Origin of the sequence: Pelomonas aquatica, from assembly GCF_026712205.1 — a bacterium.
GTDB classification, from domain to species: Bacteria; Pseudomonadota; Gammaproteobacteria; order Burkholderiales; family Burkholderiaceae_C; genus Pelomonas; species Pelomonas aquatica.
The window spans coordinates 21357-40086 of the sequence record NZ_JAPPUW010000024.1; the positions used below are offsets into that span (position 1 = coordinate 21357).

Below are 18730 nucleotides of genomic sequence, written 5' to 3' on the forward strand. Positions count from 1 at the left end.
CCGCAGCAATCCCTCGCGCGGAGGACGGCGCGGCTCATGATGCAGGCCGCCGTGCGGCGACCAGCCAGCCATTCACCGGCTCGCCCACCTCCTGGCGCAGGACGACCGGCTCCAGCGCGGACAGCTGCAGCCGCGCGTCGGCCAGGCAGGCCTCGACATAGCCGCGGTCATGAGCGTAGCGGCCGTTGAGCAGCAGCCGGTAGCCCGCCGGTTCGGGCGCGTCGCCGGACAGGGCTTCGACGGTGAAGATGAGCCGCCCCCCCGGCCGCAGGGCCTGCGCGGCCGCGGCGATGGCGGCGTCGATGCGGCCGAAGTAGCACAGCGTGTCGGCGCTGACGACGAGGTCGAAGCGCGCCGGCTGCTGCTGCAGATAGCCCACCAGCTCGGCCTGGACGAGCTCGTGGTAGCCGCCGCGCTCGCGGGCCTTGTCGAGCATGCCGCCGGACAGGTCCACGCCGATCAGCTCGCGGGCATAGGGTGCGAGCAGCGGCGCGCACAAGCCGGTGCCGCAGCCCGCGTCGAGCACGGCGAGGTCGCCGCGGGCATCGGGCACCAGGCGCCGCAGCAGTTCGGCCACGAGGCTGGGCGCACGGTATTGCAGAAAGGCCAGGCGCTCGTCGAAGCTGACCGAGAAGGCGTCGAACAGGCTGGCGACGTAGCCGTCCGGCGCCCGCTCGGGCGCGTTCTTGCCCGTCACCGCCGCGAGGTGATGGCGAGGCTGCGGGTTGTCCGGCTCGGCGGCGATCCAGCGTTCGAAGGCCTGCGCGGCCTTCTCCGGCTGGCCCGTGTTGGCGAAGATGAGGCCCATCATGCGCTGGGCCCGCGCATCGTCGGGCCGCAACTCCAGCGACGTGCCGAAGTGGCGCATGCCCTCCTGCACGCGCCCGCCGTCCACCAGCAGGTTGGCGTAGTTGATGTGGGCATCGGCGAAGCCGGGCTCGCGCGCGAGCGCGTCGCGGAACAGCGCCTCGGCGGCGTCGACCTCGCCGAGCGCGCGCAGCAGGCAGCCGAGGTTGTTGGCGACGGCCGGGTTGCCGGGCTCCAGCTCACGGCAGCGTTCGTAGGCGGCACGGGCCTCGTCGCCGCGCTGCAACAGCAGCAGCACATTGCCGCGGTTGTTGTGCCAGGACGCGACGCCGGCATCCAGCTCGATGGAGCGGTCGATCAGCGCCAGCGCCTCCTCGCTCTTGCCGTCCTGGTGCAGCAGCACGCCCAGGAAATGCAGCGGGTTGGGGTCCTCGGGGCGCACCTCGACGAGCTTGCGGTAGAGCTTCTCGGCGGCCAGCACACGGCGGTCCTGGTGCATCGAGATGGCCAGCTGCAGGGCCTCGTCGTAGCTGAGCTCGGCCGTCCTGGGCTGAGGCGGGTTGGACGGAATGGCCTGGCGGCGGGATTTGGTCTTGGACATCGGCTTCAGGGTCTCGGCACGCACAGTCGGGCCGACGTTAGGGGTCTTCGGCGACCGCTCAATTCAGCAGCGTGACGGCGCGCTCCGCCACGACGCGCACCGACGTGAACAGCAGGTCGAGCACCCAGCGCAGGAAGCCGACGGTGAGGTCGGTGACCGCCTGCGTCACGCGGCCGAGGAAACGGAAGATGGCCTTCATCAGGCCCGTCACCTGGCCCGCCACCTCCTTCGACACCGCCGCGCCCTTGGCGAGCAGCCAGGCCAGTTGGTCGAGCAAGGTGGCCGACACGGCCAGCGTGACACCGACGGCGCCGACCAGCAGTTCCTTGAGCCGGGCCAGCAGCCAGCGCAGGCCCTTGCCGATCATCGTCAGCGCGCTGGCCGAGCCCATCAGGATGCTGCCCTTGCCTTCGGCGGCCTGCTCCAGCCAGGACTTCACGTTCTGCTCCTCGTCGGGGTGGCTCGCGTCCGCGAGGGTCTTCCAGGAATGGTTGTTGACCCCGGGGATATAGCTGCGCTTCATGTTGTGCGCGGCCACGTTGATCAGGCCCGTGCTCTGTATGATGTTGCCGGCGCCGTCGAAGGGCATGTGGCAGAACGGGAACAACGGGATCATCGGCACCGGGTCGGACGTCGCCGACACGCGGTGGATGTTGCCGGCACCGAGGCGACGGGTCATGGCCCGCGAGAAGAACACGTCGCCGGTGCGCGGCGCGCCGAAGGTGTAGAGGCTCACGGGCAGGCCTTGCGCGCTCAGCGCGTCGGCGTTGAGCATGGCCAGCGCGCCGCCTAGGCTGTGGCCCACGCAGTGGATGCGGCCGGGGTTGCGGTTGCGCAGGAATTCGAAGATGTCCTGCCTGAAGCTCTTCCAAACCTCGTGGAAGCCGGCGTGCACGAGATGGCTGCTGGGCCCGAGCTGCATGCCGATGTTGAGGTTGCTGAGCCAGTCGACCGTCTGCGCGGTACCGCGCGTGGCGATCAGGACTTCGCCGGCATAGGCGCCCTCGCCTGCCGCAACATAGCCAAAGCCGCTGATCTTCTTGAACGGGCCGCTGCCGCTCCTGCCGGTGAAGCGGCCGCTGTCCGCCACCGCGAACATGCCTTCGCAACCCAGCGGCGCCTGGATTTCGTGCAGCTCCGCCACGCCCGACTCGCGCAATAGATAGACGCCGGACGCGATCGCCGCGGCCTGGGAAGGGTTCAACACGCCCATGTTTGCCCCTCAGGAAAGCTCGCAGATGCCGAAGACCTCGCCGCGGCGCCGGGGCTCGCTGCCCAGCCTGCAGGTCATGACGATGGGCTTGCCGTCGAGCTCGCCGTTGTCGTCGTAGTCGCGCTTGAAGAGCACCCAGGCCTTGTAGCTCGTGCCGCCGTGGATGATCGTGATCGTCTGCTTGACCAGGGGCTCGTGCGGCATGAACGAGCCCAGGAAGGAACTGCGCACGATGGCCGGCAGCGAGAAGGCGCCCGCCGCGTCCGTCGTCGTGGCGTCCTTGCCCTTCTCGCTCTTCCAGGCCCAGTCGAACTCGCGCTCGACCGTCGCGCCGGCAACCGGCTTGCCGTCCCGCAGGACGGTCCCGCGCACGGCGGAGAACAACACCATCTTTCCCATTGCATGCCCTTCAGAACAGGCGCCCACGCCCAGCATGACGATGAGCGCCATCAATGCCTTGCGCCAGTGGTGGCCGCCAGCAGCGACGCTCATCTGACTCTCCTTGACCGGGTGCCCGAGGTCGCCGCCTTCAGAGCCCTTCGATCGCATGGCCCGACTGCTGCATCAGCTTCTCGAGCATCTCGTTCTTGACGCGGTTCAGGTTGTAGATCGTCACGCAGCGCTGGTAGTCGGCGAAGTCGATCATCACGATGTTGGGCGTGAAGCTCGTCCAGCTGTTCTTGTTGGCCACATACAGGCGGCCGTTGCTGCGGTAGAGGTCGTTGAAGCTCAGTGCGCCCAGCTGGTTCATCATGGCCTTCTTGTAGCCCGCCTCCCAGACGTCGCGCAGGGCCTGCACGTTCACGCCCGACCACATCTTGTCGTTGCGGTCCTTGATGCTGGCCAGCATGCCGGTCGTGGTCCAGTACATCATGCCCATGGCGTTGCGGTCGCAGGTGGTGCCGGCGCCCATCTGCTTGGCCTGCTTCTTGGTGTTCTTCTTGATGTCGTCGGTGCTGCTGAACTTGCCGAAATACTGCAGCCCGTGGAAATCCGCCTGGTACTGGCGCGACGCGCCGGTGTCCTTGTCGAAGAGCTCGCCGAAGCACAGGCAACCGCTGTAGATCTGGCCGTTGATGACGAAGCCCAGCTTCTCCAGCTCCTTGGGGTCGAACAGCGTGATGACCTTGCCCGCCAGGCTGGCGACCGTGCGCGTGTTGAGGTTGATCTTCGCGCCGCCGGAGGTGTTGTGGTTGAACTGCGTGTCGCCCAGCACGCGCACGCAGGTGTCGACCACATCTTTCAGGTTGTAGCACTTGGAGAACTTCAGGATCAGGAACTCCGTCGGGTTTGCGGCAACGTAGCTCTTGGCCTGCGTGAGCATGCCCGTCAGGGAGTCCTGCCCCCATCCGCCGAGGTGGCCCACGTTCTGGTGCGACTGCACCTCGCCGGGCTTGGCGCCCTTGTGCTTGTTGTCGATGACGCCCTTGGCCAGGTGGTAGGACTTCTGGTCGAAGGAGCCATCGCTGCGCTTGACGGTGGCGATGCGCAGGTCGAAGAAGCGCACGCCGGCATTGGCCTGGCCCGCGATGTCCAGGCTCTGCGTGATGACGTTGTCCTTGCCCTGGCCGTAGATGCCGGCGTCATGCGAGCCGGGAAAGACGATCTGGTTGAGCTGCTTGTTCGCGTAGTGGCCGAGGAATGCGGTCATGGTGCTTGCTCCGGTGAAGAGGTTGAGACGCGGCCCCCCACAGCGCCCCGTGGCTGGCGCGCCTATCACCTAAAGATTCGGCTTGACTTCGGTCGGTGGCTTTGGCGTAGCGGTCTGCGGAGGACCGGAGACCTGGATCGATGCACGATTACCGAGATCGACTCGGTAGACAGCGCCGGCTTCGTTCTCGATTTCCAGTTGTGCACCGCCAGGCGACAGCGCCATCACCGAGCACGCCTCGGTCGAGAATGCAAGTGAACGGGCCATTCCGACATCCCTCTCGAATCACGCTTCTCGTTGAGCCAACCTATTGCGCGGCGGTGCTGGTCCTGGCCTTGAGGTCGACGACAAAACGCGCGCGGCGTTCGTTCTCGATCAACAGCGTGCCGTCGGCCTGAAGCGCCATGGACTTGAAGAACACGTCCTGCACGTCACCTTCCTTGCCGGACACGCGCTGGTTGTCATAGACCTTCAGCGTCCACAGTTGTCGGCCCGAGGCCTCGTCGTAGGCAGCCAGGTAGCCGCCCATCTGATCAAACCCGGCCGTCAAACCGTTCTTGACCCGTTCGTAACGGACACCGCCGGTGGACACCGGGGGCACCGCGGGGGCGGGGATGCGGCTGCCAGATTTCTGCATGGCGTTGTGTTCCTGTATTTGCGTAGGGGGCGCGCCGTTGGCGCAGCCCGAAATGGCGGCCAGCACCGCCAACAGAAAGTTGCGACTAGCGGGCCGACGCATTCTTGATGACCCCGTCGGTCAGGGCTCCCGCGCAATCCGCGCAGAACCAGGCCCAGCTGCCGGCGTTCTCCAGCGCCTTGTCGGCGCCCAGCTTGCGGGGATTGATCCCTTGGTGCTCATAGGCGTGATCCTTCGTCTTCACTTCACGGTGGGTGAGCTCATGCACCACGATGCGCGCCCAGTTGGTCTGACCGGGCACGTGTGATGAAAGCCTGCCACTCCTTGTCGCTCGAGAATTTCTTGCTTGCAAGGCCGGTCAGGATCTCGGTGTACGCCTCTGAAAATCGGGTCGCCATCGTGGCGTCTCCTCGCTCGAAGTCCGTCAGGCAAATTCGTAGCTGAACCCGCCGTCCGCCACACCCACGCTCACGCCGGCGATGGACTCGCCGCGCATCATCCGGTTGAGAAACTCGCGGCTGACGTCCGGCAGCATGGTGTTGGTCAGGATGGCATCGATCATGCGGCCGCCCGACTCGCTCTCGGTGCAGCGCGACACGACCAGCTTGACGACGTCCTCGCCGAAGTTGAACGGAATCTGGTAGCGCGCCTCGACGCGCCTCTTGATGCGGCCCAGTTGCAGCTTGACGATGCGGCCCAGCATCTCGTCGGACAGCGGGTAGTACGGAATCGTCACCAGCCGGCCCAGCAGCGCCGGCGGGAAGATCTTCAGCAGCGGTTCGCGCAGCGCCTTGGCCATGCCGTCGGGGTCGGGCATCAGGTCGGGGTCCTTGCAGAGGCTGGCGATCAGGTCGGTGCCGGCGTTGGTCGTCAGCAGGATCAGCGTGTTCTTGAAGTCGATGAAGCGGCCCTCGCCGTCTTCCATGAAACCCTTGTCGAAGACCTGGAAGAACATCTCGTGCACGTCCGGGTGGGCCTTCTCGACCTCGTCCAGCAGCACGACGCTGTAGGGCTTGCGGCGCACGGCCTCGGTCAGCACGCCGCCTTCGCCGTAGCCGATGTAGCCCGGAGGCGCGCCCTTGAGCGTGGAGACGGTGTGCGCCTCCTGGTATTCGCTCATGTTGATGGTGATGAGGTTCTGCTCGCCGCCGTACAGCGCCTCGGCCAGCGCCAGCGCCGTCTCGGTCTTGCCGACGCCGGAGGTGCCGGCCAGCATGAAGACGCCGATCGGCTTGCTGGGGTTGTCCAGGCCCGCGCGCGAGGTCTGGATGCGCTTGGCGATCATCTCCATCGCGTGGTCCTGGCCGATGACGCGCTGGCCCAGGTGGTCGGCGATCTTCAGGATGGTCTCGATCTCGTTGCGCGCCATGCGGCCGACGGGGATGCCGGTCCAGTCGCCGACGACGGCGGCGACGGCCTGGTAGTCCACGGTCGGCAGGATCAGCGGCGACTCGCCCTGCAGTTCGGCGAGCTTCTTCTGCGCCTCCTGCAGCTGGGCCAGCCAGGCGGCGCGGTCTTCGGCCGACGGCGCATCGGCGGGTGCCGCGGCATCGGTCTTGGCCTCGGCCTCCAGCGCACTGCCCGTGCCTTCGACCGGCTGCGACGCGGCGCGCAGCTTGGCGCGCAGGCCCAGCACCTCGTCGACGAGCTTGCGCTCGGCGGCCCAGCGGGCGTCCAGCGCCTCCAGGCGAGCCTTCTCGGCGCTCAGGTGATCGCGCGCCACGGCCCCGCGCGAGCCGACGTCGATGCCCACGGCGGCCTCGCGGCCGATGATGCCCAGCTCCACTTCCAGCGCCTCGATGCGCTTGCGCGAGTCGTCCACCTCGGCCGGCGTCGCATGCAGGCTCACGGCCACCCGCGCGCAGGCGGTGTCGAGCAGGCTGACGCTCTTGTCGGGCAGCTGGCGCGCCGGGATGTAGCGGTGGCTCAGCTTGACGGCGGCTTCCAGCGCCTCGTCGAGGATCTGCACCTGGTGGTGCTTCTCCATCGTGCCGGCCACGCCGCGCATCATCAGCACGGCGCGCACTTCGTCGGGCTCGTCGACCTGCACGGTCTGGAAGCGGCGCGTCAGCGCCGGGTCCTTCTCGATGTGCTTCTTGTACTCGGCGAAGGTGGTCGCGCCGATGGTGCGCAGCGTGCCGCGGGCCAGCGCCGGCTTCAGCAGGTTGGCCGCGTCGCCGGTGCCGGCCGCGCCGCCGGCGCCGACCAGCGTGTGCGTCTCGTCGATGAACAGGATGATGGGCCTGGCGCTGGCCTGCACCTCGTCGATGACGCTGCGCAGGCGCTGCTCGAACTCGCCCTTCATGCTGGCGCCGGCCTGCAGCAGGCCCACGTCCAGCGCGCGCAGCTCGACGTCCTTCAGGCTGGGCGGCACGTCGCCGCGTGCGATGCGCTGGGCGAAGCCTTCGACGACGGCCGTCTTGCCCACGCCGGCCTCGCCGACCAGGATGGGGTTGTTCTGGCGCCGGCGCATCAGGATGTCGACGACCTGGCGGATCTCGTCGTCGCGGCCGACGATGGGGTCCATCTTGCCGCTGCGGGCCTGCTCGGTCAGGTCGACGGTGAACTTCCTCAGCGCCTCCTGCTTGCCCATCGCGGCCGGCGCGATGGCGCCGCTGGCCTCGCCGGGCGCGGCGGCGCCGGAGCCGTCGCTGGCGGCCTGGCCGTCTTCCGGCGAGCCGGCGACGATCTTGGCCATGCCCTCGGCCAGGTCGTCGGCCTTGATGCGCTCGAACTGGCGCGAGATCGCGAACAGCGCGTTGCGCAGGAAGCTCGTCTTCAGCATGCCCAGCAGCACATAGCCGCTGCGCACGGCCGTGTCGCCATACATCAGCGAGCCGTAGACCCAGCCGCGCTCGATGGCGTTGGTGATGTTCTCGGCGATGTCGGAGATGGCCGTCGCGCCGCGCGGCAGGCGGTCCAGCGCGGTCGTGAGGTCCTTGGCCAGCACGGCGTCGTCGATGTCGAAGTGGCGCAGGATGCGATGCCAGTCGGAATCGGGGTTCTGGACGATCTGGGCGATCCAGTGCTCCAGCTCCACATAGGGGTTGCCGCGCAATTTGCAGAACACAGTTGCGCCTTCGACCGCCTTGTAGGTCAGGGCGTTGAGCTTGCCGAAGACGGCGACGCGACTGATTTCAGCCATGGTTTCTCTCCTCTGAGCTAGTTCGCTGATTCGGATGTGCCGCTCCCACCCGAGCGGCGCTTCTTCAACAGACGCTGCATGGCAGGTCCGGGCGTCAAGACGAGGTGAGCGTCCTGCTGGCGCTCACCGCGCTGGCCGAGCCAGCTGGTCCAGCCCAGCCGGCCGGCCATGCCGGGCCGCGTGGCGGGCACCTGGTCGCGGTCCAGCACGAGGCGCAGGTCCCAGTGCAGTTCCTCGCCGACGTAGTGCAGGACCAGCGGCACGATGCGCGGCAGCGCGTCGCCGTCGGGCAGCAGCGCCGCGAAGGCCTTCGCGTCCAGCGGGCCGACGTGGATGCGAAAGCCGTGCTGGCGGTCCCACACGGCGCCGCCCAGCACGGCGCCGCCGCCGACGCAGTTGCCGCTGTGCTGGCGCTCGCCCAGCGCGTTGCGGCCGATGCGGGTGCGCTCCGACTCGGGCAGAGGCATCCAGCTGCCGACGAACTGCTCCACCTGCACCGGGCGCTGCAGCACGCCGCTCAGCATCTTGGCCAGGCCCTCGGCGCTGCGCACCGGCGAGGACAGGATGCCGGCGAAGTGCAGGCGGGCATGGTCGTCGGCGCTGTCGCGGTTGCGCAGCGCCGGCGTGCCGATGCCCACCAGCGAGCCGATGAAGGCCGAGATGCGGTCATCGCTGCCACGGTCCAGGCTGACGGTGGGCTGGGCCTGCGCCCAGGCGCGGTAGAACAGCAGCAGCAGCCGGTGGTGGAACAGGTCGGCGAAGCGCGTGAAGCCGGCGTCGCCCGCGTGCAGCAGCCGCTCGCGCGCGTACTCGGTCAGGTGCAGCGGCAGCGGGCCGTTGGGGCCGAACAGGCCGAAGAAGCGCACGTCGATGCGGCCCGCCGAACCGGCCGTCGGGCCGGTCGCGGAATGCAGCGCGGCCGGCGCGAACGACAGCTCGGGCGACTGGCCCAGCCGCAGCGCCTCGTCCTGCGGGCGCCGCGCCGTGCCCAGGCGCGGGCGGTCGGGGTTGAGGTTCTCCAGGCGCCGCAGCGCATGGAAGAAGTCGTGCTCCCACGGCGCCTCGTGCAGCTCGCGCCAGAAATCCGCGATGGCTGCCGGGGATGTGCTCATAGGAGTGGCCGAGATCCGTCCTGCGGCTTGCCCGCGAAGATGACGCCGCGCGACGGCGCGCTCAGCTGCAGCTCGGTGAAGCCGTTCATCGACACATGCCGGCCGAAGAAGCGCTCCAGCACGCAGCCCAGCAGGAAGGCCGAGCCGCCCTGGAAGGCGAGTTCGTCGACGGTCAGCGCGATCTGCACGCCGCGGCCGAAGGCGATGGGGCCGGGCTTGCGCAGCCGGCGCACGACGGACTCGGTCTTCACGGAGCGCAGGCCGTCGATCTGGCGCTGCGCCGCCTCGTCGCCCTCACGGGCGTACAGGCGCAGCATCTCGCGCAGCGCGGCGGCGCCCTGCTGCTCGTCGGTGTCCGACAGGCTGAGGTGGTTCAGCGACAGCTGGTTGATGAAGCGCCAGGCCAGGTTGGACTCGCGCAGCGCCGACTGCGGCCGCGACGGCCCCTTGACGACGCGGATGCCCTTGATCGGCGCGCTGCCCTCCAGGCCGAGGTCGTCGTCGGTGCCGGTGGTCATCAGCAGCGGCAGGTCGCGGTTGGAGCACAGCGCCTTCACGCTGAGCTGCTGCAGGTCGGCGCTGAACGGCGCCTCCTTCGTGTCGACGATGGAGACGAAGACCTCGCTGCCGATGTAGCTGGAGCGCGGGCCGGCGCCGCGCAAGTCCTTCTGGCGCGCCGACAGCAGGCGCGGCTCGCGCTGCATCGTGTAGTAGGCGCCGCGCTCCTCGTCCTCGTGGTGGAAGGCCGCGTACAGCGGCGAGAAGCGGCGCTCGCGCGCGAGGTCGTTGCCGTGGCCGGTCACTTCCAGCAGGTCGATGATCTCGAAGTCCATCGGCCGCGCGCGGTCCACGACGACGTGGTAGTCGTGCCCCTGCGGACCGATCTGCACGCGGTCGCAGCGGCTCTGGAACAGGTTGATGGCCGGCACGCAGTTCAGCGCCAGCGAGCTGGCGTCGACCGACTGCGCCAGCGCGCCGTTGGCGCGCGAGAACAGCAGCACGATCTCGGCCTCCTGGCCGCCGACGCGGCGCAGCGCGTCGCCGATGCCGGCCAGGTCGAAGAACATGAAGCGGCTCGGGAAGGCGAAATACTCCTGCAGCAGCCGGTAGCCGCCGAAGCCGCGCGGGCTGACGGGCAGCAGCGCCTGGTCTTCCTCGAAGCCCACGGTGCGCACGCAGCCCGGTGCGACGGTCTCGTGCTTGCCGCCGCCACTGACGATGACGCCCAGCGTGTGGCCGCAGACCAGCTCGTGCAGCGCATAGCCCAGCTCGCCGCTGGCCGCGCAGTGCAGGCGCAGCTCGTCCAGCGTCAGCTGGGACAGGTCGGCGCCGCCCGTCGTGCGCAGCCTGATGCGCAGGCCGGACGAGAACTTGCGCCAGCCGTCCTGGCCGTTCAGCGGCAGGTTGGACGCGTGGCTGAAGTATTCGGCCGACGCCAGCTCCAGCGGCCACATGACCAGCTCGTGCGCGGTGCGGAAGCGGCAGTCGGTCAGCCCCGCGCGCGCCGACTGGCCGCGCAGCATGCTGCCGCGCGGCAGCGTCACGCCGGTCAGCAGGCCGGCATCGCCCGGATCGGGCTGGACCTGGGCGATCAGCATGGACGGCAGCGGCGCGAGGAACTGCGGGTAGAGGATCTCGACGAGGTGCTGCGTGAAGCGCGGGAACTCGGCGTCCAGCTTGAGCTGCACGCGCGCCGCAAGGAAGGCGAAGCCCTCCAGCAGCCGCTCGACATAGGGGTCGGCAACCTCCACGTCCTTGCCCAGGCGCAGCCGCGCGGCCAGCTTGGGGAATTGCTCGGCGAACTCCTTCCCCATGTCCTGGAGATGCTGGAGCTCCTGCTCGTAATAGCCGATGAGGCGTGGGTCCATGACGCTCAACGAGCCAGTTCGCGGATCTGCACGCGCCCGGTCTCGAGGTCGAAGTCGGTGTGCAGCAGCAGCTCCAGCGGCACGGGCTGGGCCCACATCTGGCCGCTGATGCGGATGCTGATCTGGTTGCGGTGGCCGATCTGCAGGTCGGACAGCAGCGCCTCCACGCGCAGGCTGTCGGCCAGGATGCGCGGCTCGTGGTCGAGGATGGCGCGCTTCACCTGGGCCTCCAGCCACGGCGGGTCGATGGACGAGGCCGTCGTGCCCGACAGCGCCGGCAGGCCGAATCCCAGCACGGAACGCGCGGCGCGCGGGAAATCGCCCAGCCCTTCGACGGCAGCCGGCGCCGTCGCGTTGAACAGCCACTCCAGGTCGCGCAGCACGGCCTCGCGCAGGCGCTGGCGGCTCATGACGCGCGCCTCGGCCGGCTCGACGCGCTGCTCCGGATGGTCGTCGCGCAGCCGGTCCAGCAGCGCCGGCTGCAGCCGGTCGATGCCCTTGTTCGTCGTCATGCGCGGCTCACGGCTTGGGAACGGATCACGCCGGCTCGCTGTCGCAGAACGTGATCTCGCGCAGATCCAGCAGCGCCAGATCGCCCGCCTCGGTGGTCAGCAGGCGCTGGCCCTGGCCGGTGAAGAAGCCCGGCCGCGGCTCGCGCCACTCGGTGCGGCGCGCCAGCGCCAGCTCGGGCACGGCGAGGTCGGTGTCGGCATAGCGCGTCGGCACCAGGGCCACGGTCTCACCGCCGTTCCTGAACTGCAGCTGCGCCGGCACCCAGACCTTGTCGCGCAGGTCAACGGGCGCTTCCAGCCGCAGCTGGCTCAGGTGCGAGAACGGCACCCAGTAGTAGCGGCCGTTGATGACGGCTTCCAGCAGCGGGCCCAGGCGCATGTCGGCGTCGGCCAGCCAGTCGAAGGCCTGGCCGTCGGCCATGCCGGCGCAGGCCGGCGCCTGCTCGAAGGCCTGGGCGCGCAGCGTCTGCGCCGCCTCGGCCTCGCCGCTGCCTTCGCGCAGCAGAGCTTCGAGCAGCAGCGCCGTCCACGGCTCGGGCTCGCCGAACAGCATGGGCAGCTTTTTGCCGCCGAAGACCTGGGCACGCAGGCGCTCGCACTGCAGCGCCTCGCGGTAGGTCTGCACCATCGCCAGCGTGGACGCGTCCAGCTCGCCGGCGACATTGAGTTGATTCAGCGCTCGGTCCCAGCGGCCCAGCACGCACAGCAGCTGGAACAGGAAGACGCGCAGCTTGGCGTCGGCGGGGTTGGCGCGGACCTGCTCCGTCAGCAGGCGCAGCGCCAGCTCGGGGTCGCCGTCGCGGAGGGCTTGTTCGGCTTGGCTCATCCCGGTGTCACCTCGTCCTGGAAGGTCGATGCGCCTTTCATCGCGCCGGTGGCGCTCTGGGCCTTGTATTGCACCTCGATCTTGTTGAAGGTCAGCGACAGGCGTTCGGTCAGCAGCGGGTGATCGCCCTCGGAGCTCACTTCCAGCGACGTGATGCGCCCGCCCTGGATCACGATGGAGAAGTAGTCCTCCTGCTTGCCGCCGGCCTTGCGCACGGTCAGCACCGCCTTCTTGATCTCGTCGTTGGTCTTCATGACCGACATCAGGCCGGTGGAGGCGGTGTCCACGTTCTTCGTGATGCGCAGCTCCAGCTGCGCCGGCTTGGTCTCCTTGCCGGAAAAGCCGGTGCTGACGACGCTGGTCATGCCCCAGCTGAAGTCCAGCACGACCATCTCGGCAGGGTGGGCAGGATCCTCGCTCTCGCCCTTCACGGCGCCGCCGCGCTTGCTTTCGAGCTTCAAGAACATGTCTTTCTTCGACATCTCAACCTCACCGGTTTGCGACCCCGCGATGGGATCGGTGATGGCCATGCCCGGGCGACAGCCAGGCAGGGGCACCGAAGCAGCGCGGCCACCGCGAACGGTGGCCGCCATTCAGCCGGCAGGGCCTGCGCCCGACGACTGCGGAGCCCGCGAGACTCGGCAACCACCCCAGCCCCAGCCCAACTGCCAGTGTTCGCGGACAGCTCCCGCCGCGAGCGGGAGTCGCCGCGGAGGACGCTCAGATGACCGCGTTCTTCGCGATGTCGAACTTCGAGAACACCTGGCCGCCTTCGGCGCCGCCCGTCTTGGCCTGCTGCTGGTAGGCCACTTCGTACGAAGCGAAGTTGATGCTGACGTTTTCCGTCAGGCGGTCTTCGCCGCCGCTGCCGCCGGTGCTGACGCTGGAGATCAGCAGGTCCTTCAGCGTGATGACCAGGTATTCCAGGGGCTTGTCGCCCGCCTTGCGCACGGTCAGCACGGCCTTGGCGATGTGCTTGCCGGTCGCGCAGTGCGTCATCAGCACGGTGGACGACTTGTCGATGTACTTGGTCACGCTCAGGTCCTGGACGTTGACCTTGCCGGCGCCGCCGCCCGTGGACGTGTGCGTCGTGCCGGACTGGCTCATGCCCCAGCTCCAGGCCAGCACGTCGATCGACTTGGGGTGCTTCGAATCGACGGATTCGCCGTCGATGCCATCGAACTTGATGAACATGTCTACAGCCATGATCCCTTCTCCTTCAGTTATCGATTACCGAACAAAAAACCGCTGCAGGTTGCGCCGGACGGCGGCATGCCCTGGCGGCAACGCCGCTCAGCCGGCTTTCCCGGAGGGAAGCTTGGACACGAGACGCAGCGAAACCGTCAGCCCTTCGAGCTGATAGTGAGGCCTCAGGAAGAACTTGGACGAGTAGTAGCCGGGGTTGCCCTCGATCTCCTCCACGACGACCTCGGCCGCGGCCAGCGGCTTGGTGGCCTTGGTGGACTCGCTGGAGTGCGCCGGATCGCCGTCGACGTACTGCATGATCCAGTCCTGCAGCCAGCGGTTCATCTCGTCGCGCTCCTTGAAGGAGCCGACCTTGTCGCGCACGATGCACTTCAGGTAGTGGGCGAAGCGGCAGGTCGCGAACAGATAGGGCAGGCGCGCCGCCAGGTTGGCGTTGGCCGTCGCGTCCGGGTCGTCGTACTCGGCCGGCTGGTGCAGCGATTGCGCGCCGATGAAGGCGGCGAAGTCGCTGTTCTTGCGGTGCACCAGCGGCATGAAGCCGGCCTTGGCCAGCTCGGCCTCGCGGCGGTCCGAGATGGCGATCTCGGTCGGGCACTTCATGTCCACGCCGCCGTCGTCGGTCGGGAAGCTGTGCGTCGGCAGGCCTTCGACGGCGCCGCCGGACTCGATGCCGCGGATGCGCGAGCACCAGCCGTATTCCTTGAAGGAGCGGTTGATGTTGACGGCCATCGCGTAGGCCGCATTTGCCCAGGTGTACTTGCCATGGTCGGCGGCGCCGGTGTCTTCCTCGAAGTTGAATTCCTCGACCGGGGCACTGCGGGCGCCATAGGGCTGGCGGGCCAGGAAGCGCGGCATGGCCAGGCCGAGATAGCGCGCGTCTTCGGACTCGCGCAGCGAGCGCCAGGCGGCGTACTCGGGCGTCGTGAAGATCTTGGTCAGGTCGCGCGGGTTGGCCAGCTCCTGCCAGGACTCCATCTGCATCACGGTCGGCGACACGCCGGTGATGAAGGGCGAGTGCGCCGCGGCGGCCACCTTGGACATCTCGCCCAGCAGTTCCACGTCGGGCGCGCTCTGGTCGAAGTGGTAGTCGCCCACCAGGCAGCCGAAGGGCTCGCCGCCGAACTGGCCGTATTCCTCTTCGTAGACCTTCTTGAACAGGGGGCTCTGGTCCCAGTTCGTGCCCTTGTAGCGCTTCAGCGTCTTGCCCAGCTCCGCCTTGGAGATGTTCATGACGCGGATCTTCAGCTGCTCGTCGGTCTCGGTGTTGTTCACCAGATGATGCAGCCCGCGCCAGGCGCCTTCGAGCTTCTGGAAGTCGGCGTGGTGCAGGATCTGGTTGATCTGCTCCGACAGCTTGCGGTCGATGGCCGCGATCATGCTCTCGATGGACTTGACCGTGTCGCCGCTGATCAGCTGCGTCTGGGCCAGCGCCTGCTGGGCCAGCGTCTGCACGGCCAGTTCGACGGCGCTGCGCGCCTCTTCGGTCTTGGGCTTGAATTCTTTGTTCAGCAGCGAAGCGAGGTCGCTGCCTTCGAAGTTGACCGACGCCAGCGGCGACGTCGTCTGCAGTTCAGCCATTCGGGATCTCCTTGCGTGGGGCGTCTGGTGCGCCGGTCGTTATTCGGTCGGCTTGGCGGTGCTGGCGAGCGAGCCCAGCAGCGCGGGGTCGGCCAGCACCTTGGACACCAGTTCCTCGGCACCGGTCTTGCCATCCATGTAGGTGACCAGGTTCTGCAGCTGGTTGCGCGCTTCCAGCAACTTGTTGAGCGAATCGACCTTGCGCGCAATCGCGCCCGGGGTGAAGTCTTCCATGCTGTCGAAGGTGATGTCGACGCTGAGATTGCCCTCGCCGGTCAGCGTGTTGGGCACCTGGAAGGCCACGCGCGGCTTCATCGCCTTCATGCGCGAGTCGAAGTTGTCGACGTCGACCTCCAGGAACTTGCGGTCCGCCAAGGGCGCGAGCGGGTCCACGGGCTTGCCCGACAGGTCGGACAGCACGCCCATGACGAAAGGCAGCTGGACCTTCTTCTGAGCGCCGTAGAGCTCGACGTCGTACTCGATCTGGACGCGCGGGGCGCGGTTGCGGGCAATGAATTTTTGGCTGCTGGTGGCCATGTGGATCTCCGTGGAGCCTAGGAGTGGAAAGCGTACAGCTTGGCGATGTCAATCACTCGAATCGGTTTCAACCGTCGATCTCGACCGTCGACGGATCGACGCCCATGATGCGTGCGACCTCGCTCAGCGCATCCGGGGCCAGTTCCTTCATCAACTGCAGGAAGTTGTGGCCAAGCAGGCGCCCCGCGCGACGCAGGAGCAGCTGCGCTGGATTGGTCGGTTCGGCGCGCTCGAGATAGTCACACACCATTTCAATGGCGCGCAGCGCCTCGGCGCGGGAATTGATGCGTCCGCTCAAGGCCTGAGCACCACTCCCCGAACCTACAGACGCTTCTGCGCCCGCATGTGCGACATCCCCGGCTTCGGCGCCGGCATCGCCGGCCTGGGGCAGCATGCCGGCGATGGCGCTCAGCGTCTGGCGCAGCGGCTTCAGGTCGGGCACCTGCGAATGTTCCAGGCGCTCGCCGAGCAGCGTCGACAGGGCCGCCAGTTCGGCCTGCGCGTCGGCGATATCGGACACGAGGCTGGCGCCCTGCGCGATGGCATCGGCGAACAGCTGCTCGACCTGGCCACGGCTCCAGGACGTCTCGTCGTCGCGCGCGACGATATTGCCCAGCACGATGTCCACCGCGCGGACCCTGACCTCACCGACACCGCGCAGGCTGATGATGTTGGCCTCACGCAGATCGGCCAGCACCGCATCCGCATCCACGAGCAGCGCCAGCACATTGGCCCGGGCGTAGAGATCGCCATCCTCCGGGTCCGGTTGCGGATGCAGGCCTGCCCAGAAATTGCTCATCAGGCCCGTCAACAGACGAAGGCTCGGCGCCAGGCTTGCCACCCCTTCCAGGCGCAGCAGCGCCCGCGTCCACAGCATCGCGACGCGCAGGTCGCGGCTGGCGTCGAACAGCTTCTCGCAGCGGCGGCGCACGTCGCGCCAGTCCGCCGGCACGGCGGCTTCGAACTGCGATTCGGGCTTACCCTGGGCCGCCTGCGTCAGCTCAAGAAAGGCGTTGTCGTACTCCAGGTCGGGCCCGCAGGGCGCGGATTCATCCGCTAAGGGCTGCAACCAGCTCTCGACCTGCGCGGACAGCTCAGACGAAACGCTCAAGCTCAAACTCCCACCTGTTGACGACAAGCCGCGATCAGATCACGGCCAGCAATACGATAGCCTCAAAGCATGTCCCTCCGACTGGGGTCAACGCTAGGAAACCGCCAGCTTTGAGGGACGCCGACGTCATGCACTTCGGATAGCCTGTTCACCCATCACGACGGAGGGGTGTGAATCCATGAAGGCGGTTCGGGAGATCAGGAAGGCGCTGTTCACGATCGGGCTGCTGACGCCCCTCTCCATGGCGATGGCACAGGCGACGCCGCCCGCCGGCAGCGTGCCCACGCCCGGGGAACTGGCTCCCAAACCGCAACCCCGGCGCGACGTCGACGTGCCGCGCCCAGCCCCGCCGCGCGAACTCGGCAAGCCGGCGGACGACCTGCGCATCGACATCGAGTCCTTCAGCGTTGCTGACGACGCCCCCCCCGAACTGAGGGCCTCGCTGGCCCGGCTGACGGCGCCGTTTGTCGGCAGGGGCCGCAGCTTCGAGGACCTGGCCAACGCCGCGGCGGAGGTGACGCGCTTCCTGCAGAGCGAACTCGGCTACTACCTGGGCTATGCCTATATTCCGGAGCAGAAGACCAGCGGCGGCGGCGTGCGCATCGCGGTGCTGGAGGGCCGGCTGGACGAAGTGCGGCTGAACTGGACCGAGGGCCTGCCCGTTCGGCGCGAAGTCGTGCAGGCCTACCTGGACGAGCTGGTGCCCGGCAGCATCCTCAAGGTGCGCGACGTGGAGCGCGTCGTCTTCCTCGTCAACGACCTGCGCGGCATCACGGCCCAGGTCGAGGTGCAGGCGGGCAGCAAGCCCGGCACGGCCACGCTGGCCGTCACGCCGCGCGCCGACGCCAGCTGGACGTCCCGCGCCGACCTGGACGCCAACGGCTCGCGTTTCCTCGGCCGCTTCCGGCTGACCGGCCTGGCCACGATGAACAGCCCCTTCGGGCGCGGCGACGGCCTGACGGGCAACGTGCTCGCGTCCACGACGGGAGGCCTGTTCTTCGGCCTCGCGAACTACACGACGCCCGTCGGCAGCAGCGGCTTCAAGCTCGGCGCCTCGGTGTCGGCCGTGCACTACCGGCTGGACAGGGAGGCGTTCCCGCTCGATCTCTCCGGCGACGCCGTGACCCTGTCCGGCTTCGGCCTCTACCCCGTCATCCGCTCGCGCAACCTGAACCTCTTTTCGCTGCTGTCGGTGGAGCACAAGCAGTTCAGCGACAAGAGCGCCGCGACGCTGCCCGTCAAGAAGCGCTCGGACACGCTGGCCCTGGGCGGCAACGGCGACTTCCGCGACAGCCTGCTGAGCGGCGGCGTCAACACCTACGAGTTCTCGGCCATCGCCGGCCGCCTCAAGTTCGACGTCGTGCAGCCCGGCCAGGACCCGGCCAACTTCAGCAAGCTGACCGCCGGCTTCACGCGGCTGCAGAACATCGTCACCAACCGCCTGCTCGCCTACCTGGCCGTGCGCGGCCAGCTCGGCCTGAAAAACCTCGACACCACCGAGCAGTTCCGCCTCGGCGGCCCCGACGGCGTGCGCGCCTTTGCGCCGGGCGAGGGCACCGGCGACAGCGGCGTCATCGGCAGCCTGGAGCTGCGCATGCTGCCGCCCGAATCCGTCTTCGGGCGCATCGGCCGCGAGTCCGTCGTCAGCCTGTTCTACGACGTCGGCCGCGTCAAATACCGCAAGGATCCGTCCGCCCAGATCCTGCAGGACGAGACCTTCGTGAACACGGCCATGCTGGGCGGCGCCGGCGTGGCGGCGACCTGGGTGCGCCCGGGCGAGTTCGCGCTGCGCCTCAGCGTGGCCGGCCGCACCCAGGGCACGCCCAAGAGCGACACCAAGGGCGGCCGCACCCGCGCCTACGCCCAGCTCACCTACTTCATCAAGTAGCCGCACCCGCCCGCCGGCAGCAACGGCCGCCCTGCACC

18 protein-coding genes are annotated in these 18730 nt (G+C 68.3%); 1 reads left to right on the forward strand and 17 read right to left on the reverse strand.

Features of this window, described 5'->3' with window-relative positions; genetic code table 11:
* Window positions 1–34 precede the first annotated feature (34 nt).
* From NYP07_RS20270 to tssA, 17 genes are all read right to left on the reverse strand, one after another.
* Entirely contained in the window at window positions 35–1408 is a 1374-nt protein-coding gene (locus NYP07_RS20270) for a tetratricopeptide repeat protein (RefSeq protein ID WP_268153551.1), read from the reverse strand.
* Window positions 1409–1466: 58 nt separating this feature from the next.
* A complete protein-coding gene (locus NYP07_RS20275) occupies window positions 1467–2615 on the reverse strand; it encodes a lipase family protein (RefSeq protein WP_268153552.1) in 1149 nt (382 codons plus the stop codon).
* Window positions 2616–2630: 15 nt separating this feature from the next.
* Window positions 2631–3113, reverse strand: a complete 483-nt coding sequence (locus tag NYP07_RS20280; RefSeq protein WP_268153553.1) for a DUF6795 domain-containing protein — start codon at window positions 3111–3113, stop codon at window positions 2631–2633.
* A gap of 37 nt (window positions 3114–3150) precedes the next feature.
* Entirely contained in the window at window positions 3151–4272 is a 1122-nt protein-coding gene (locus NYP07_RS20285; RefSeq protein ID WP_268153554.1) for a PI-PLC domain-containing protein, read from the reverse strand.
* A gap of 69 nt (window positions 4273–4341) precedes the next feature.
* Window positions 4342–4539, reverse strand: a complete 198-nt coding sequence (locus NYP07_RS20290; RefSeq protein WP_268153555.1) for a hypothetical protein — start codon at window positions 4537–4539, stop codon at window positions 4342–4344.
* A gap of 40 nt (window positions 4540–4579) precedes the next feature.
* Window positions 4580–4981 carry a hypothetical protein gene (locus NYP07_RS20295; protein ID WP_268153556.1) on the reverse strand — a complete coding sequence of 134 codons (402 nt, stop codon included), beginning with the start codon at window positions 4979–4981 and terminating at the stop codon, window positions 4580–4582.
* Between the two features lie 13 nt (window positions 4982–4994).
* Complete coding sequence (locus NYP07_RS20300; protein WP_268153557.1) at window positions 4995–5210, reverse strand: M35 family metallo-endopeptidase; 216 nt, start codon at window positions 5208–5210, stop codon at window positions 4995–4997.
* Between the two features lie 123 nt (window positions 5211–5333).
* Window positions 5334–8054, reverse strand: a complete 2721-nt coding sequence (gene tssH, locus NYP07_RS20305) for a type VI secretion system ATPase TssH (RefSeq protein ID WP_268153558.1) — start codon at window positions 8052–8054, stop codon at window positions 5334–5336.
* 17 nt (window positions 8055–8071) lie between these two features.
* Window positions 8072–9166 (reverse strand): type VI secretion system baseplate subunit TssG, encoded by a 1095-nt coding sequence (gene tssG / locus NYP07_RS20310; protein ID WP_268153559.1) that lies wholly within the window; start codon window positions 9164–9166, stop codon window positions 8072–8074.
* On the reverse strand, window positions 9163–11034 hold the full coding sequence (tssF, locus tag NYP07_RS20315; protein WP_268153560.1) for a type VI secretion system baseplate subunit TssF: 1872 nt from the start codon (window positions 11032–11034) through the stop codon (window positions 9163–9165). Before tssF ends, tssG begins: the two co-directional genes overlap by 4 nt.
* Before the next feature lie 5 nt (window positions 11035–11039).
* Entirely contained in the window at window positions 11040–11546 is a 507-nt protein-coding gene (tssE, locus tag NYP07_RS20320; RefSeq protein ID WP_268153561.1) for a type VI secretion system baseplate subunit TssE, read from the reverse strand.
* A gap of 25 nt (window positions 11547–11571) precedes the next feature.
* A complete protein-coding gene (locus NYP07_RS20325; protein ID WP_268153562.1) occupies window positions 11572–12372 on the reverse strand; it encodes a type VI secretion system accessory protein TagJ in 801 nt (266 codons plus the stop codon).
* Window positions 12369–12854, reverse strand: coding sequence for an Hcp family type VI secretion system effector (locus NYP07_RS20330; RefSeq protein ID WP_268153563.1), 486 nt, complete (start codon window positions 12852–12854; stop codon window positions 12369–12371). The genes NYP07_RS20325 and NYP07_RS20330 overlap by 4 nt, the downstream gene beginning before the upstream one ends.
* A 238-nt stretch (window positions 12855–13092) precedes the next feature.
* A complete protein-coding gene (locus tag NYP07_RS20335) occupies window positions 13093–13578 on the reverse strand; it encodes an Hcp family type VI secretion system effector (RefSeq protein WP_268153564.1) in 486 nt (161 codons plus the stop codon).
* 87 nt (window positions 13579–13665) lie between these two features.
* Complete coding sequence (gene tssC / locus NYP07_RS20340; RefSeq protein WP_268153565.1) at window positions 13666–15156, reverse strand: type VI secretion system contractile sheath large subunit; 1491 nt, start codon at window positions 15154–15156, stop codon at window positions 13666–13668.
* Between the two features lie 39 nt (window positions 15157–15195).
* A complete protein-coding gene (gene tssB / locus NYP07_RS20345; protein ID WP_268153566.1) occupies window positions 15196–15693 on the reverse strand; it encodes a type VI secretion system contractile sheath small subunit in 498 nt (165 codons plus the stop codon).
* Between the two features lie 67 nt (window positions 15694–15760).
* The gene (tssA, locus tag NYP07_RS20350) at window positions 15761–16804 is read right to left on the reverse strand and encodes a type VI secretion system protein TssA (RefSeq protein WP_268153567.1); all 1044 of its coding nucleotides are present in this window, start codon (window positions 16802–16804) and stop codon (window positions 15761–15763) included.
* Between the two features lie 178 nt (window positions 16805–16982).
* Here tssA and NYP07_RS20355 point away from each other — a divergent pair, with 178 nt between their 5' ends.
* Window positions 16983–18692: a ShlB/FhaC/HecB family hemolysin secretion/activation protein gene (locus NYP07_RS20355; RefSeq protein WP_268153568.1), complete on the forward strand. Its 1710-nt coding sequence runs from the start codon at window positions 16983–16985 to the stop codon at window positions 18690–18692.
* Window positions 18693–18730: the final 38 nt, after the last annotated feature.

Excerpts from the sequence above, each read along its gene's own strand:
- NYP07_RS20270 (WP_268153551.1), bottom strand. The coding sequence starts at position 1,408 with ATGTCCAAGACCAAATCCCGCCGCCAGGCCATTCCGTCCAACCCGCCT.
- NYP07_RS20280 (WP_268153553.1), bottom strand. The coding sequence starts at position 3,113 with ATGAGCGTCGCTGCTGGCGGCCACCACTGGCGCAAGGCATTGATGGCG.
- NYP07_RS20285 (WP_268153554.1), bottom strand. The coding sequence starts at position 4,272 with ATGACCGCATTCCTCGGCCACTACGCGAACAAGCAGCTCAACCAGATC.
- NYP07_RS20290 (WP_268153555.1), bottom strand. The coding sequence starts at position 4,539 with ATGGCCCGTTCACTTGCATTCTCGACCGAGGCGTGCTCGGTGATGGCG.
- tssH (WP_268153558.1), bottom strand. The coding sequence starts at position 8,054 with ATGGCTGAAATCAGTCGCGTCGCCGTCTTCGGCAAGCTCAACGCCCTG.
- tssG (WP_268153559.1), bottom strand. The coding sequence starts at position 9,166 with ATGAGCACATCCCCGGCAGCCATCGCGGATTTCTGGCGCGAGCTGCAC.
- tssF (WP_268153560.1), bottom strand. The coding sequence starts at position 11,034 with ATGGACCCACGCCTCATCGGCTATTACGAGCAGGAGCTCCAGCATCTC.
- tssE (WP_268153561.1), bottom strand. The coding sequence starts at position 11,546 with ATGACGACGAACAAGGGCATCGACCGGCTGCAGCCGGCGCTGCTGGAC.
- NYP07_RS20325 (WP_268153562.1), bottom strand. The coding sequence starts at position 12,372 with ATGAGCCAAGCCGAACAAGCCCTCCGCGACGGCGACCCCGAGCTGGCG.
- NYP07_RS20330 (WP_268153563.1), bottom strand. The coding sequence starts at position 12,854 with ATGTCGAAGAAAGACATGTTCTTGAAGCTCGAAAGCAAGCGCGGCGGC.
- NYP07_RS20335 (WP_268153564.1), bottom strand. The coding sequence starts at position 13,578 with ATGGCTGTAGACATGTTCATCAAGTTCGATGGCATCGACGGCGAATCC.
- tssC (WP_268153565.1), bottom strand. The coding sequence starts at position 15,156 with ATGGCTGAACTGCAGACGACGTCGCCGCTGGCGTCGGTCAACTTCGAA.
- tssB (WP_268153566.1), bottom strand. The coding sequence starts at position 15,693 with ATGGCCACCAGCAGCCAAAAATTCATTGCCCGCAACCGCGCCCCGCGC.
- NYP07_RS20355 (WP_268153568.1), top strand. The coding sequence starts at position 16,983 with ATGAAGGCGGTTCGGGAGATCAGGAAGGCGCTGTTCACGATCGGGCTG.